Source organism: Sediminibacillus halophilus, from assembly GCF_900103695.1.
Lineage (GTDB): Bacteria > Bacillota > Bacilli > Bacillales > Amphibacillaceae > Sediminibacillus > Sediminibacillus halophilus.
Genome location: NZ_FNHF01000002.1, coordinates 310341 through 326682, shown reverse-complemented (window position 1 = coordinate 326682; position 16342 = coordinate 310341). Strand labels below are relative to the sequence as shown.

Annotated in this window: 15 protein-coding genes; all 15 read left to right on the top strand. The window is 42.9% G+C overall.

The features are described 5' to 3' along the window. Positions 1–47: 47 nt before the first annotated feature. Entirely contained in the window at positions 48–425 is a 378-nt protein-coding gene (flaG, locus tag BLR82_RS08580) for a flagellar protein FlaG (protein WP_074598593.1), read from the top strand. After that, positions 422–1960, top strand: coding sequence for a flagellar hook-associated protein 2 (locus tag BLR82_RS08575; RefSeq protein ID WP_342721376.1), 1539 nt, complete (start codon positions 422–424; stop codon positions 1958–1960). The genes flaG and BLR82_RS08575 overlap by 4 nt, the downstream gene beginning before the upstream one ends. A 26-nt stretch (positions 1961–1986) precedes the next feature. Continuing rightward, positions 1987–2388, top strand: a complete 402-nt coding sequence (gene fliS / locus BLR82_RS08570) for a flagellar export chaperone FliS (RefSeq protein WP_074598592.1) — start codon at positions 1987–1989, stop codon at positions 2386–2388. Further along, a complete protein-coding gene (fliT, locus tag BLR82_RS08565) occupies positions 2385–2741 on the top strand; it encodes a flagellar protein FliT (protein WP_074598591.1) in 357 nt (118 codons plus the stop codon). Before fliS ends, fliT begins: the two co-directional genes overlap by 4 nt. Positions 2742–2945: 204 nt before the next feature. Continuing rightward, positions 2946–3518 carry a ribosome hibernation-promoting factor, HPF/YfiA family gene (gene hpf / locus BLR82_RS08560; RefSeq protein ID WP_074598590.1) on the top strand — a complete coding sequence of 191 codons (573 nt, stop codon included), beginning with the start codon at positions 2946–2948 and terminating at the stop codon, positions 3516–3518. 472 nt (positions 3519–3990) lie between these two features. Further along, on the top strand, positions 3991–4227 hold the full coding sequence (locus tag BLR82_RS08555) for a hypothetical protein (RefSeq protein WP_074598589.1): 237 nt from the start codon (positions 3991–3993) through the stop codon (positions 4225–4227). Positions 4228–4425: 198 nt separating this feature from the next. Continuing rightward, a complete protein-coding gene (gene secA / locus BLR82_RS08550; protein ID WP_074598588.1) occupies positions 4426–6936 on the top strand; it encodes a preprotein translocase subunit SecA in 2511 nt (836 codons plus the stop codon). 103 nt (positions 6937–7039) lie between these two features. Next, a protein-coding gene (prfB, locus tag BLR82_RS08545; RefSeq protein ID WP_245693719.1) for a peptide chain release factor 2 occupies positions 7040–8138 on the top strand; the annotation gives its coding sequence in 2 pieces (ribosomal slippage) (positions 7040–7102 and positions 7104–8138; 1098 coding nt in all). Between the two features lie 423 nt (positions 8139–8561). Then, on the top strand, positions 8562–9668 hold the full coding sequence (locus BLR82_RS08540; protein WP_074598587.1) for an AI-2E family transporter: 1107 nt from the start codon (positions 8562–8564) through the stop codon (positions 9666–9668). A gap of 173 nt (positions 9669–9841) precedes the next feature. After that, on the top strand, positions 9842–10708 hold the full coding sequence (locus BLR82_RS08535; RefSeq protein WP_083334775.1) for a YitT family protein: 867 nt from the start codon (positions 9842–9844) through the stop codon (positions 10706–10708). A gap of 46 nt (positions 10709–10754) precedes the next feature. Continuing rightward, positions 10755–11123, top strand: coding sequence for a cytochrome c551 (cccB, locus tag BLR82_RS08530; protein ID WP_074598585.1), 369 nt, complete (start codon positions 10755–10757; stop codon positions 11121–11123). 422 nt (positions 11124–11545) lie between these two features. Then, positions 11546–12232, top strand: coding sequence for a cell division ATP-binding protein FtsE (gene ftsE, locus BLR82_RS08525; protein ID WP_074598584.1), 687 nt, complete (start codon positions 11546–11548; stop codon positions 12230–12232). After that, positions 12222–13115 carry a permease-like cell division protein FtsX gene (ftsX, locus tag BLR82_RS08520; protein ID WP_074598583.1) on the top strand — a complete coding sequence of 298 codons (894 nt, stop codon included), beginning with the start codon at positions 12222–12224 and terminating at the stop codon, positions 13113–13115. Before ftsE ends, ftsX begins: the two co-directional genes overlap by 11 nt. Positions 13116–13182: 67 nt before the next feature. Further along, a complete protein-coding gene (locus tag BLR82_RS08515; RefSeq protein ID WP_074598582.1) occupies positions 13183–14601 on the top strand; it encodes a murein hydrolase activator EnvC family protein in 1419 nt (472 codons plus the stop codon). A gap of 196 nt (positions 14602–14797) precedes the next feature. Beyond that, positions 14798–16282, top strand: a complete 1485-nt coding sequence (locus tag BLR82_RS08510; protein WP_074598581.1) for a S41 family peptidase — start codon at positions 14798–14800, stop codon at positions 16280–16282. Positions 16283–16342 lie beyond the last annotated feature (60 nt).

Sequence of the window (16342 nt, the reverse complement as noted above, 5' to 3'; positions counted from 1 at the left end):
CTTGCCGATATAAAAAGAAACTACATAGAATAGGAGTGGCTTTTGCCATGAACGTTGGGAAGATTTTATCTGGATCCCAACTCCTGCAAAAGACTGAACAACTTGGCTTTTCGACAACTGCAAGAGAAAGATCCATTAATGAACCTTTTAGTGAACAAACTGATCCTGAAGTAATTAATGGTGCTTACAAGGAAGAGAATAATAAAAAACAAGTTCAAAACACAGTCGACGCTCTGAATGAATTTTTGGAGCCTACTCATACTGGTCTCAAGTTTGAATTGCATGACAAGCTTGAGAAGTATTATGTGACGGTAATAGACACGGATACTAAGGAAATCATCAAGGAAATACCACCAAAAAAGCTTCTTGACGTCTATGCTGCGATGGCTGAATTCATGGGATTTATAGTCGATGAAAAGATATGAAGGCTGGTGAAAAAATGGTAAACAATGTGAGTAGTATGAACAGTATGCGAATTGGCGGGTTGGCATCCGGGATGGATATCGATCAAATTGTCAATGATTTAATGGAAGCCGAGCGCATCCCTCTGCAAAAAATGGAACAGGATAAAACTAGGATGACATGGCAACGCGATGCCTACCGTGATATAAATAAAAGTCTTTCAGAATTGGACAATATGTTGAGAGATATGAAATATCAAAAGACTTATAGTACTAGGCAAGCAACTTCCTCTCAATCTAGCGCAATCACTGCTACAGCAGACGCCACAGCTTCAAATGGAACATATAATATGGAAGTTACTCAGCTTGCGAAAGCTGCAGTAAATGTCAGTACCCAGGGGATTTCAGGTGGAACTGAGAAGGTAGACCCTTTTGGCAAACTTTCTGAACAGAATTTCACAGGCGGTGTTACAGTTCCCAGCACTATGACCTTCACTACATATGAGAATGGTGTAGGAACGGAACATAATATAGATATAACTGAAACTGATACGCTAAACAGTGTGTTAACTAAAATTACCGATCAGGATAATGGTGTGCGAGCTTTTTATGATGTACAAGCTGATAAAGTTGTCATGGAAAGAACTGAAGCAGGAGTACACAATGAAGGTGGAGCTGAAATAGACTTTAGCGCTGATACTTCTGGCTTTTTTACAGATACACTGCAGTTAGGTCAGGAGACAGCAGCTCAGGATGCGGAGTTTATTTATAATGGTGCCGTCACTTTAACTTCCAAAACAAATTCGACTAAGTTAAACGGCATAACATTTAAATTCAACGATGTTACAGATGGATCAGCTAATATTACAGTAAGTAATGATGTAGATGCCTCAGTAGAAAAAATAATGAAATTCGTTGATAAGTACAATGAAGTTATTGAGAAGGTAAACGGAAGCCTAAGCGAAGAGAAATACCGGGATTATAAACCACTGACCAATGCTCAAAAGGAAGATATGTCTGAAAAGGAAATTGAGTTGTGGGAAGAAAAAGCGAAAAGTGGCTTATTAAAAGGTGATTCGATACTTTCCTCGGGAATTTTCAGCATGCGGCAGGATTGGTATTCGCAAATTGACAATGGCAGTCAGTATTCTCATTTATCAGAGATAGGCATTGAGACCTCTCCAAATTACTTGGATGGTGGAAAGTTAATCGTAACGGAAGATAAACTGCGTGAAGCACTTCAGAATGATCCGGATTCTGTTTATGAGTTGTTTTCCAATGACGTGGAAGGTGATGGTCGTGGCATTATTAACCGACTGGATGATTCGATTAATTCCACAGTAAAGAGAATCGAAGAACGTGCTGGAAAAGGTTACCACACACTGGAACAATATACACTTGGAAAACAGTTGAAAGATGTTGATAGCAGAATTGATCGTTTTCAAGATCGGTTAACACAGATCGAAGATCGCTATTGGGGCCAGTTTACTGCAATGGAGAAAGCAATTCAGAGAATGAATGAACAATCTTCATATTTAATGCAACAATTTAATGGATAATATGTAATGGGGAGTGTTTTACACAAATGTCAATGCAACAGCAATACCAGGCGTATAAAAATAATTCCGTGACAACCGCTTCGCCAGGAGAATTGACGCTGATGCTATATAATGGATGTCTCAAGTTCATAAAACAGGCAGTTAGGGATATCGAAGCAGGAAGCCATGAACAAAAAAACATTAATATACAAAAGGCTCAAAAAATCATCCAGGAATTAATGGTTACACTTGATCAAAAAGCCGATATTTCCAAGGATATCTTGCCTATCTATGACTATATAAACCGTCGACTTATGGAAGCGAATATGAATAGCGATAAAGAAATCCTGGGAGAAGTAGTGGGATTAGTGGAAGAGTTCCGTGATACTTGGAAGGAAGTCATTAAACTCAATAGACAAAAACAATACGGCCAGGGAGCTCAAGCATGAAGAATCGGATTCAGCCTCTTTATGATATTACCTTGGAATTAAGTCAGAAATTAAAGGGTGAAATTCCAGCTGATCAGCGTGAAGAGATCATTTCCGAGATTAATAGTGTCCTCGAACATCGAGACAAGATGATAGAAGGAATAAAACCTCCATATTCTGAGGAAGAAATGGAAACAGGACGTACTTTACTGCCCATTAACCGTGAAGTTCAAGACAAACTGAAGCAGTTATTGATAAGATTGCGAACAGAAATGAAAACTGTTAAAAAGCAAAAAAGCTCTAACAACAAATACACTAACCCTTATAAACAGCTAGCAAATTATGATGGCATGTTTTTAGATCAAAAAAAATAAAAAGAGATGCCTGAAAATGTTCAGGCATCTCTTTTTTATAGTATATTGGAAAGAGTAACAGGAATGAAGTATATATTAATCCATTAAGTGCCAGTTCCATCAATATTTCGACACCAATTCGACAAAATATTTCTTCGTTTAGGCAGGAATTGGACAGGGTATTGTGGAATAATAAATACATAAGGTTAAAAAGGAGGCACTTACATGAAATTCAACATTCGTGGTGAGAATCTAGAGGTGACTGAATCCATCAGCAGTTATGTGGAGAAGAAAATCAGTAAGCTAGAACGGTATTTTGAAAAACCGCCAACATCCGATGTATATGTGAATCTAGGTGTCTATAATGATGAGCAGGTAATCGAAGTAACCATCCCGATGACCAATCTGCTGTTACGTGCAGAGGAAAGACACAACGATTTATATGCTGCCATCGACCTTGTAGTGGATAAATTAGAGCGGCAAATCCGTAAATATAAAACAAAAGTAAATCGAAAATCCCGGCAAAACGGCGCTCCTAAACATGTATTCGCAGAACTCGAACAGGAGGCGTTGGAAAGCCAATTGAACCAGGAAGAGATGGAAGAAGATGCGGGCGTCGAGATCGTCCGTACGAAGCGTTTCAACTTGAAGCCGATGGATTCGGAGGAAGCAGTCCTGCAAATGGATATGCTGGGTCACGCTTTCTATGTATTCACTAATGCTATAACAGGTGATACGAATGTTGTCTACCGCCGCCGAGACGGCCGGTATGGACTAATTGAGCCGAATGAAGCTTAACTGCTTCCTTGTTTTTAATGATAAAGGTTAATTATGAAGGATAAATAAATGGAATGTTGCTTCTTTGTAAAGAAACGGTCCAGCGGGGATTAATTGGCTGGGCCGTTGTTTTGTGATTTATCTTTCTTCAAGGCATCTCGATAGTATAATCGCGAACCTTGCCACTTTCGGCCCTCACCCTCTCCAAGTCGTAAACAACAGACACCTCACATCTTTCTTTTATTTTCTTTTGTTATTTCCGAAACTTATAGTTTGGGAGTTTTTTTACCCTCCAAACCCCGAAAATCGTCTCGGCAAACGTATCGTATCAGGGGGAGTGTAGCATGGATTTTAGGTAAATGGTGATTCGTCAGAAAAATTCCCTTATGGTATAACATACTTAACACGGAAACAGGCTGGATGAAAATGACAACGCTTGCCCCGCCGGCCTTTCCGTACATATATACCATACCTCAAGGGGGGGGGAGCGCATATGGCGGTCAGCCATTGCAAACAATGTGAGCACCAAAAAAATATTTTGAAGCAGCACGAAGATACGATTACGCAGCTGTTAGAGATCATCGCTGTTACTAATCGGAAGCTGGCAGAATTAGAAGCAAAGCATTCCGAGTTAGAAAAGGTTTACTTCTTTCAACAGCAAGCTCCCCGCTTCACCGTACCTCACCAAGCCTCGCACGTCACCCCTATGCTCCCTCACCTGAATAAGTAGCCCGCTCCTCCGGGCTGCTTATTTTATCTATGCAAATGGTTGTCTGAAATGCGTCATTCCATTCCCCGGGGGCTTTCTTGTCATTGCTCCCCGCTAGTGTTATTATAAAGTTTGGACTAACCTATTTCTTACAGATTTAAAATATAGGAGAAAGAAAGCCTATTTGTGAGCTTTCCTAAATAAAGAGGAGCGTTTTACATGCGTGGATTACTGAAGAAAGTTTTCGGGGATGGTAACCAACGTCAAGTGAACCGTCTGCAAAAAACGGCAGATGAAATAGAAGCGCTGGAACCTGAATACGAGCGATTGACAGATGAAGAGTTACGAAATAAAACAGAAGCATTTAAAGAGCGTTATCAAAATGGAGAAGACCTGGACAATATGTTGCCGGAAGCATATGCAGTTGTCAGGGAAGGTGCCAAGCGTGTGCTGAATATGCGTCCGTTCCCCGTCCAGTTACTGGGTGCAATTGCCCTGCATGAAGGAAATATAGCGGAGATGAAGACAGGGGAAGGTAAAACCCTTGCTTCGACTATGCCCGCTTACTTGAATGCGTTGACCGGAAAAGGCGTCCATATCGTTACGGTCAACGATTATTTGGCTGAACGTGATGCCAACCAGATGGGCGAGCTGTTTCAATTTTTAGGACTCACGGTCGGCATCAACAGCAACGGGTTGAGTAAAGAAGAAAAACGTGCTGCTTATGCAGCGGATATTACCTATGGTACCAACAACGAATATGGTTTCGATTATCTGCGGGACAATATGGTGCTGTATAAAGAACAGATGGTACAGCGTCCGCTTCATTTTGCCATCATTGACGAAGTAGACTCGATCTTAATCGACGAAGCGCGTACACCGTTAATCATTTCCGGCTCGGCACAAAAGTCGGCAAGCCTCTATCAACAGGCGAATGCTTATGTACGAACATTAAGCAATGAAGAGGATTACACATATGATGAAAAAACCAAAGGGGTTCAACTGACCGAAGAAGGGATCAACAAAGCGGAACGCTTTTTCGGCATTGAAAACCTGTTTGATTTGAACAATGTTACCTTGACGCACCATATCAATCAGGCATTGAAGGCACATGTCTCGATGCATCGGGATACCGATTATGTGGTAGAAGATGGGGAGGTCGTCATCGTTGACCAGTTCACCGGCCGTTTGATGAAGGGCCGTCGCTATAGTGATGGACTGCACCAGGCGATTGAAGCAAAAGAAGGTCTGCAAATTCAAAATGAAAGCATGACCCTGGCATCGATTACCTTCCAGAACTTCTTCCGGATGTATGAAAAACTTGCCGGGATGACCGGTACAGCGAAAACGGAGGAAGAAGAATTCCGCAATATTTATAACATGGATGTTATGGTGATTCCGACCAACAAACCGATTATTCGTGATGATAAAGCGGATCTTATCTATCAGTCAATGGAAGGGAAATTCCGTGCGGTGGTCGAGGAAATCAAAGAAAGGCATCAAGCTGGACAGCCGGTACTTGTCGGTACTGTTGCCGTTGAAACGTCTGAGTTGATTTCCAAGCTATTGAAAAAAGCAGGCGTTCCACATAACGTCCTGAACGCGAAAAACCACTACCGAGAGGCAGAAATCATCGAGGATGCTGGACAAAAGGGCGCCGTTACCATTGCCACCAATATGGCCGGTCGTGGTACCGACATTAAATTAGGCGACGGTGTCAAAGAACTCGGTGGTCTTGCGGTTATTGGCACGGAACGTCATGAATCTCGCCGGATTGATAACCAGCTTCGTGGTCGTTCTGGTCGTCAAGGAGACCCGGGTGTAACTCAGTTTTATCTTTCAATGGAAGATGAATTGATGCGCCGCTTCGGTTCCGATAACATGAAAGCGATGATGGAGCGTTTCGGTATGGATGATACCCAGCCGATTGAAAGTAAGATGGTTTCCAGAGCAGTCGAATCTGCGCAAAAACGAGTGGAAGGTAACAACTTTGATGCTCGTAAAACGATTCTTTCTTATGACGATGTACTGCGTGAGCAAAGGGAGATCATTTACAAGCAGCGTTTTGAAGTGATTGATTCCGATAATTTACGTGAAATTATTGAACGAATGATGCAGTCGACAATCGAGCGTACTGTTCAATCCTATACTTCTGATGAAGTGGAAGAAAACTGGGATTTGAATTCCTTGGTTGAATATCTTCACGCCAACCTGTTGGAACGTGAAGACATAACAGTTGATGATTTGACTGGAAAAGATCCGGAAGAAATGATTGAATTAATTTTCGAAAAAGCGAAGCAGCGTTACGATAAGAAAGAAGAAGAACTGACACCTGATCAAATGCGCGAATTCGAAAAGGTCATCCTTCTCCGTTCGGTAGATACCAAATGGATGGATCATATCGACCAAATGGATCAATTACGTCAAGGTATCCACTTACGTGCATATGGTCAAAATGACCCGCTTCGCGAATACCAAATGGAAGGTTTTGCGATGTTTGAACAAATGATCGCTGCCATTGAAGAAGAGGTTTCCAAGTATGTCATGAAGGCACAAATCAGGGAAAACCTCCAGCGTGAAGAAGTGGTCAAGAACACCCAGGCTGTATCAGGCGGACAAGAAGAAAAGAAGAAAACGAAAAAGCCGTATGTCAAAACAGACACGGTAGGCAGAAATGACCCATGTCCATGCGGCAGCGGCAAAAAATATAAAAACTGTCACGGGCGTTAATGCTCCATCAGGATGGAACGGAAGACACTTCTTTAAATAGAAGTGTTTTCCACTGTCATGAACGGGAAAAAGTTGATAAACAATCATTTGAGGTGACGACACAATGGAATTAGTGGAAATCAGGCAAGAGTTGGATAAAATGGCTAAGCGATTAGCGGACTTCAGGGGGTCTCTTTGACTTAGAACAAAAGAGGGCCCGTATTGCTGAACTGGAAGAAGAAATGACAGCCCCTACCTTTTGGGATGACCAGCAGGAAGCTCAAAAAGTTATCAACGAAGTGAACGGGCTGAAGGAACTGGTTGAAAACTTTGATAAACATCAGGAAACGCATGAAAACTTAGAAGTATCTTATGAACTTGTCAAAGAGGAAAACGATGAGGATTTACGTGAGGAATTAGAATCAGAAGTCAACGAATTGACCGAAGCGCTCAACAATTACGAGTTGTTTATTTTATTGTCGGAGCCATATGACAAAAACAATGCGATTCTTGAGTTGCACCCGGGCGCTGGTGGAACAGAGTCCCAGGACTGGGCAAGCATGTTGCTTCGTATGTACACACGTTGGGCTGAAAGAAAGAACTTCAAAGTGGAAACGATGGATTACTTGCCTGGTGAAGAGGCTGGAGTCAAAAGCGTGACCTTGTTAATTAAGGGCCATAATGCGTATGGTTACTTGAAAGCGGAAAAAGGTGTACACCGTCTTGTCCGGATTTCACCTTTCGACTCTTCCGGACGCAGGCATACGTCTTTTGTATCCTGTGAAGTGATGCCAGAGCTGGATGACAGCATCGATGTAGATGTGCAAACAGAGGATTTGAAAATCGACACCTATCGTTCCAGCGGTGCCGGCGGACAGCATGTTAACACAACAGATTCCGCTGTGCGGATTACGCACATCCCGACAAACACGGTTGTGACTTGTCAATCGGAGCGTTCCCAGATTAAGAACAGGGAACAAGCGATGAAAATGCTAAAAGCGAAACTTTATCAATTGGAAATTGAAAAGCAGCAGCAAGAGCTGAATGAAATCCGTGGAGAACAGAAAGAAATAGGCTGGGGAAGCCAGATTCGTTCCTATGTTTTCCATCCGTATTCCATGGTCAAGGATCACCGTACCAATCATGAAATCGGAAATACGCAAGGTGTCATGGACGGAGATATCGATCCGTTTATCGATGCTTATTTACGTTCGCAAATGTAAGAGATAGAAAGACTGGAGAGGTGCCGAGCGGCATTTTCCGGTCTTTTTTGTATTTGTCTGTTCTTTGCCTGATCCCGGTCTGAGAATTTTTTTCGTGACCGGCATCTCCAGTACTTTCGTTTGGAGAGAGCCGTATGAAGTGTGAATTGATGATTGAAGTGCGTTAAAGTAAACCTATAAACGGTCAAAGGCTACGTGAAAACCAGTTTGAGATAAAGGAAGACGTTAAAAGCCACTCATGTGCTCCCGGTATTGGTAACACGAGATAAAGTAAGGATGTTTTCAGCATAGGGTTTTCTGCAGAATTTGATGAGCATGCTACCAATCCAAGGATTCCTTCCCATTACGAACTCTTCCAACGTTTACCGGCCTTGCTGTTAGGTTATTATTTGGATAGGTAGGAAAAGAAGAGGAAGTGACGTTATGTACGAATTGACGAGACGCAAGTGGTTTGTCCCGGCTGTGGGTATTATTTTGTTGTTATTGATAATTTTTTTACTTGATTTAGTAAGCTTTGTGTTTACTCCGCTTGTAATTATCTTTACGACGCTGGCTGCACCTATCATCGTGGCTGGTGTCTTATACTACTTGATGAGGCCGTTTGTCCATCTTGGAAGCAAATATATGCCGGATTCCCTGGCGATTTTGCTTGTATATTTACTGGCCGCTGGCGTATTGACCGGCCTGGTTTTTCTCATCGGGCCGCCACTTCAGCAGCAGTTTTCCAAACTGGTCGATAATATTCCCCAGTTTGTCGAAAGTGTGCAAGGCTGGCTAGCCGATTTCCAAAGCAACGGTTGGGTTCAGCGTTTTCAGGAGAATGGCAATGTTTCGACAGGCCAACTCGGCAGCCAAGTAGGCGATTACCTTAGCAGTTCACTGGAGTCGATTGGTTCCAATATTGTGTCGGTTATCACTACAATTACCAACATTGTGGTATTGCTTGTCACTGTCCCGTTCGTGTTGTTTTATATGCTGAAGGAAGGCGGCAAGCTGCCGAACCGGCTGTTGCGCTTTACCCCGGATAAATATGAGAGCGAGGGAAGAAAAGTACTAAAAGACCTGGATCATGCTTTGAGTTCTTATATTCAAGGGCAGCTGATTGTCAGCCTCTGTGTCGGTACGCTGCTCACAATCGGTTATTTTATTCTTGGATTGCAATACTCGCTCGTCCTAGGTGTCGTGGCAACAGTGACCAATGTCGTTCCATTTATTGGCCCGTTTATCGGGACAGCACCTGCTGTCATTGTTGGTTTGACGGAGTCGCCAATTAAGGCGTTGCTCGTATTGTTGGTGATCATCATCGTTCAGCAAATCGACAGCAACTTTTTTTCACCGCAAGTAATGGGAAAAAAGCTCGATATACATCCGCTGACCGTTATTTTCATCTTGCTTGTCTCTGCTAACTTCGGTGGCATTATCGGTCTGATTCTGGCGGTTCCAACTTATGCAGTGGGAAAATCGATCGTTGTCAACATGTACCGGTTTATCCTTATCCATCGCAAAGCAAAATCTGAAAAACAAGTGTAAAAGGGGACAGTCCCCCACCGATTTAGCGTGGTAAAGCACTGGCGCGCTAATGCGCTACCGCGGTGAGGGACTGTCCCCAAAGTCTTGTTACCGACTTGTCGTCATGATATACTCCTTAAGGTTGGGGTGGGGAGGGTTATCCTTCTCTGCTACTTGATGAACGGGGTGTTATGATGATTGCAAAGTATAGGCGGAATCCAATGCCGGTATGGCTGGTTCATGTGATTGAATATTCGTTGGTTATTATCGGGGCGTTTTTTGTGGCGCTCGCATTTAATGTTTTTCTCTTACCTCATGATATCGCATCAGGCGGTGTGGCAGGTATCAGTACGATAACGAAATCATTGTTTGGTTGGGAGCCTTCTATAGTACAGTGGGCACTGAATATCCCTTTGTTTATTTCCGGGGTAATAATTCTTGGTAAAAATTTCGGTCTAAAATCATTGGTCGGTACGGTTGTCTTGCCGTTCTTTGTGTTTCTAACGCGGGATTTCCCGCCAGCAACGCCGGACCCGCTGCTTGGATCCATTTTTGGCGGAATGGGTGTCGGGCTCGGACTTGGCATTGTTTTTCGTGGAAAGGCCTCTACTGGTGGAATCGACCTTGCTGCACAAATCCTTCATAAATTCACGCATCTCCCACTTGGTGTTTGTGTACCGATTTTTGATGGGATGATTGTGTTAACGGCTACCTTCGTTTTCTCTGTAGAAGAAGGACTATATGCATTAATCGGTCTGTTCGTAACCAGCAGGACGATCGATTTTGTTCAGGTAGGCCTGAACACATCGAAAAATGTATTGATTATTACGGACTATACTGAAGATATCCGGCGCGCTTTACTACAGGATGTTGATAGAGGCGTTACTGTTTTAAATGGAACCGGTGGGTACACGGAACAGGAACGGCGGATCGTCATGTGTGTGGTCGCTCAGAATGAATTCACGAAATTGACACAACTCGTAAAAAGAATTGACCCCCAAGCGTTTGTCGTTGCCATGAATGCTACGGAAGTACTTGGAGAGGGTTTTAAAAACCACTGATTTGCTTATAATAGAGATGACAACGTAGCGAATGGGGGAATAAACCTTGAAAAAAATCTTATTTCTCTTTCTGCTTGCTGCAGCTTTCATCTTGAACGGATGTGGTTCTGGCGACCAGACAGAGGATGATGGGCAATCTACATCGGAGAACCAGCAGACCGAGGAAAATTCGGGTGACACAAACGGGACCATCGATACGGCGGCTGCTGAAGAAGAATACGAGAAAAGCTGCCAGTCGTGTCACGGAGCTGACTTGAGCGGCAATGTCGGACCGGACTTGCGGGAAATCGGCAGCAAGTATTCGCAGGATGAGATACTGGAAATCATCGAAAAAGGCAGAGGTGGCATGCCGCCTGGACAAGCGACAGGGGAAGATGCTGAGTTGATATCTGCCTGGCTAGCGGAAAAAAAGTAAAAGAAGGACTGAAACAAATAAAAGGATGCCCTGAAGAGGGCGTCTTTTTTTGTGCAATAGGAAATACCCTGATTATTCCCTCGCACTGTACGTTAGACACTTGTCGAAATATCGATGTGTTCGGGCACTTTTGAAATTTCGTTTAACAAATCAAGAAATTTGCCGATAAAAGGTAGGAAGTTGAAATTTTCTGGCAAGCTTCCCGTCTAATTCTATTAATCCGTCAAAATCCTGGAAGTTTCGTTGATGCGAATTGTTGTGACATTGCTAACGTTGAAATATAAATGTAATAATTTTATGGCTAAAAAAATCAATAAGAGATGTTATAATGTAAAAGAATTGCTGATTCGACAAATTAATCAGCGGCGGCTAGCTAGAAAATTCAACAAGATATAACATATTGAGATAAAGGTGATAAATTTATGATAGATATGCAGGGAGTTTACAAGACTTACCCGAATGGCGTTACTGCCTTAAATGGTATAGATGTCCGCATTGAGCAGGGTGAGTTTGTATATGTTGTCGGTCCGAGCGGCGCGGGGAAGTCTACATTCATTAAAATGATTTTCAGAGAAGAGAAGCCAACAAAAGGGACAGTCATTGTCAACAACCACAAGCTTCATGATCTGAAATGGAAAAGAGTTCCTTACTTAAGGAGAAATATCGGCGTAGTTTACCAGGATTTTAAATTACTCCCCAAAATGACAGTCTTCGAAAATGTGGCATTCGCCCTGGAAGTAATTGAGGAGACCCCAAAAGTAATCCGCAAGCGAGTTATGGAAGTGTTGGATCAAGTCGGTTTGAAAAACAAGGCTCGCTTCATCCCTGACGAACTATCTGGGGGAGAACAACAACGGGTAGCCATTGCCAGAGCGATTGTCAATCATCCTCAACTGGTTATTGCTGATGAACCAACCGGAAACCTGGATCCGGAAACATCGTGGGAAATCATGAAAATCCTTGAAGAAATAAATGCAGCAGGAACAACCATTCTAATGGCCACTCACAGCAAAGAGATTGTGAACACTATCAAGAAACGCGTTATCGCTATCGAAGACGGCTTAGTGGTACGTGACGAACATCGGGGTGAATATGGCTATGAAATTTAATACATTTAGCAGACATCTTCGTGAAGGCGCCAAAAATATCCGTCGGAACGGATGGATGACCATAGCATCAGTGGGAGCTGTAACTACGACGCTGATTCTGGTCGGCGCATTTCTGGCTTTGATGCTCAACTTAAACCAGGTTGCCGGCAATATCGAAGAAGATGTCGAAATCAAAGCGCTGGTTGAAGTTACCGCAGATGAAGCGCAAGTAGACGATATTCGTCAACAAATCGAAAATATTCCAGAAGTAGCTAGTGTAGATTATTCCTCCAAGGAAGAGGAGTTAAACGGCTTAATTGAAAGTATGGGCGAACAAGGGGAGACCTGGGAAATGTTTGAACAGGACAACCCGTTGAATGACGCGTTTGTCATAAAAACGGCAGACCCGCTTGATACGTTTGATGTAGCCTCGGAAATTGAAGAATTTGACAATATTCAGGAAGTTAATTATGGAGAAGATGTTGTCCAGAATTTGTTCCGTTTCAATAAATATGCAAGAAACATAGGATTAGCTTTGATCATCGGTTTGGTATTCACGGCAATCTTCCTTATTTCAAACACCATTAAAATCACTATCATGGCCCGCAGTAAGGAAATCGGCATTATGAAACTCGTCGGAGCAACCAATGCATTTATCCGCTGGCCGTTTTTCATCGAAGGACTGCTGCTAGGCGTACTGGGAAGTGTGATACCGATAGCAGCGATTCTCTCAGGTTATTATTATCTAGACACAAATGTTAGCCAATTGATCACATTTGATTTTGTCTCCTTAATGCCTTTCAATCCGTTTGCTTGGCAGCTTTCTCTGATTATTTTGGGAATAGGTGCTGTGATCGGAGTCTGGGGCAGTGTCATGAGTGTACGGAAATTCTTGAAGGTGTAGGCAGAGGAATAGTCAACGGAAGAAAAAATCAATCGATAAATAGGTACTAACAGGGGGAACTATGAAGATGATTAAGAAAAAACCGGCTTATTTGATCATGATAACTGCATTATCGTTAGGTACTGTGTTACCGGGTGTCAGCCAGGTAGAAGCAAACGAAATCGACAGCGTAAAAGATGAAATCAACTCATTGAAAGAAAAGCAGAATGATGTCAGCAGTGAAAAAAGCGAAGTGAGCGGAAAAAAATCCAATACGGAAGAAAAGATTGAACAAAACAAAGAGAATCAGAACAAGGTAACAAATGAAATAGAGAAAATTGATCAGGAACTATCCGACGCTCAAGAAAAAATTGCGAGCAAAGAAGCGGAAATAAGTACTACCAATCAGGAAATCGAGCAGACAACTGCAGAAATCGAACAGACTAAGCAGGAGATTGAACAGTTGAAAGCCGATATCGAGGAATTGAAAGAGCGGATTGCCAAACGTGAAGAATTGTTGAAAAGTCGTTTGCGCAATATCCAGAAAAACGGCGGAGACATCAGTTACTTGGAAGTGCTGATGGGCGCTCAAAATTTCGGTGATTTTATTAATCGGGCAACTGCGGTGAATAAAATCATGGATCAGGATAAAGACATCATGGAAACTCACCGTGCTGAAAAGGCCGAACTGGAAGAAAAGCAAGAAGAGGTAGAAACGAAGAAACAACAGTTGGAAACGAAGCAAGCCCAGTTGGAAGACAAGAAGAACAGCCTGCAGCAACAAAAACAGGAGCTTGAATCGTTAAAAGCTGATTTAAGTCAAAAAATGGAGAAAAAAGAGTCCTATATGAACGAGTTGGAAGACGAACAACACGAACTCGAAGAATATAAGATGTCCTTAGAGGAAGAACAACAATTGCTCGCAAGCCAGGAAAGTGCCATTCAAAAAGCAATCCAACAGGCACAATCACAGAAGCAGGAACTGGAAAAAATGGCTGCTGAGAAAAAACGTAAAGAAGAAGCAGAACGCAAAAAGGCAGAATCAAACGGAAGCAGCAGTAACAGCAAATCATCTTCCGGCAGCAGCTCTTCTTCCTCCCAGCAAACAAGTGGGAATGGCAATTTCATCATTCCGGCAAATGGTGACCATACGTCCGGTTTGGGAATGCGCTGGGGAAGTTTCCACGCCGGGATTGACATAGCAAGCGGGATAGGAACACCTGTCAGAGCATCAGCTAGCGGTGTAGTTAGTCGGGCATATAAGTCCTCCAGCTATGGAAACTGTGTATTTATCAGCCATTATATTAATGGACAAGTTTACACTACCGTATATGCTCACCTGAACAGTTTTAACGTTTCGACCGGTCAATCTGTAAGTCAAGGGGACCAAATCGGTCAAATGGGTAACACCGGTCATTCGACTGGTCCACACTTGCACTTTGAATTGCATAAAGGTCCGTGGAACATTTCGAAAAGCAACGCAGTAAACCCTTATAGTTATTTCTAAGTCTTTACTAGACATGTTTGGGACAAGTCCCGCATAAACTGAATTAAGAAAAGGCATCGCACAGTTACGGTGTGATGCCTTTTTCTTACATCCTCATCCATTTTGCCCATTATTTCTCTACCAGCATTTGTTTCGTGTTAAAGTAGTAGGGAGAAACTTAGGCAGAAATAGAATTAAATCCATTGGAGTGAATACCATGAATCTCAAAAAAAGCTACATAGCAGCGATTATGGTGGCTGCCCTCCTGCTTGGCGGTGTTGGCGCATACTTCGGTGTCCAGCTCGCCCAGTCACAGGATTCAACCGCTCAACAAGGCGGGAACGGCGGAACATTCGCCGATTTAAGCGAGGAAGAGCAGCAGGAGTTAATCGGATCTTCACAAGGAAATGAAAAACTGGCAAAAGTAAACAAGGCATTTAACCTGATCAAGGACAGCTATCTGGAAGATGTAGAAGACAGCAAGTTGATTGAAGGTGCGATTCAGGGAATGATGGACAGCTTGGAAGATCCCTACAGCGTGTATATGGACCAAGAAACTGTAGAAGAGTTCAATCATTCGATTGAATCCTCATTCGAAGGGATCGGTGCCGAGGTTAGCATGGTGGAAGGCAAGGTCACTGTTATCGCTCCAATCAAGGATTCGCCAGCAGAAGAAGCTGGATTAAAGCCGAACGACCAAATCTTGAAAGTCGATGGGGAAAGTGTAGAAGGTTTAGATCTTTATGACGCTGTTTCCAAAATCAGAGGAGAACAGGGTTCAAAGGTTACGTTGGAAATCAATCGTCCTGGTGTTTCCGATCCGTTGAATATTGAATTGACAAGAGACGATATTCCACTCGAGACAGTATATTCCGATACGAAAGAGGTAAACGGAAAAACAGCAGGCATCATTGAAATAACTTCCTTCTCAGAAGGGACTGCGAAACGGTTCGATGAAGAGCTCGCTAAGTTGGAAGACAAGGGTATTGATGGATTGGTTATCGATGTCCGAGGAAATCCGGGCGGCTTGTTCACAGCCGTAGAGGATATATTGAAAAATTTCATTCCGAAAGATACACCATATGTACAAATAGAAGACCGTAATGGAGAAAAGTCACGGTACTTCTCAGAGATTGATGAAAAGAAAGGTTATCCAATCAATGTCCTGATCGACGAAGGAAGTGCTTCTGCTTCAGAAATTCTGGCAGGTGCGATGAAAGAAGCCGGCGATGCAGAGTTAGTGGGGACAACCAGTTTCGGTAAAGGAACAGTTCAGCAGGCTATCCCGATGGGAGATGGCAGCACAATCAAAATGACATTGTTCAAATGGTTGACGCCAGAAGGGAACTGGATTCATGAAAAAGGGATAGATCCTACCATTGAAGTCAAACAGCCTGATTACTTTTATACGAACCCGCTGCAAGTAGAGGAACCCCTTCAATTGAATCAAAACAACGATCAAGTGAAAAATGCTCAAATTATGTTGAATGGACTCGGTTACGAACCTGGCAACAAGGACGGGCTTTATGACCAGAAAACTGCGAATGCCGTAAAAAGCTTCCAGTCCGACAACAATCTTGACAGCGATGGAAAAATAGACGAACAAACTGCAAACAAATTGCAGGCAGATATCGTAGAAAAGATAAGAGAAGGCAACAACGATAAACAAAAAGAAAAGGCATTGGAAGTATTATTTCAATAGACAGCCTCCACCCGCCAGCTACCCCGCCGGCGGGTGTTTTTGTGAGAATCCTGGGGTCAG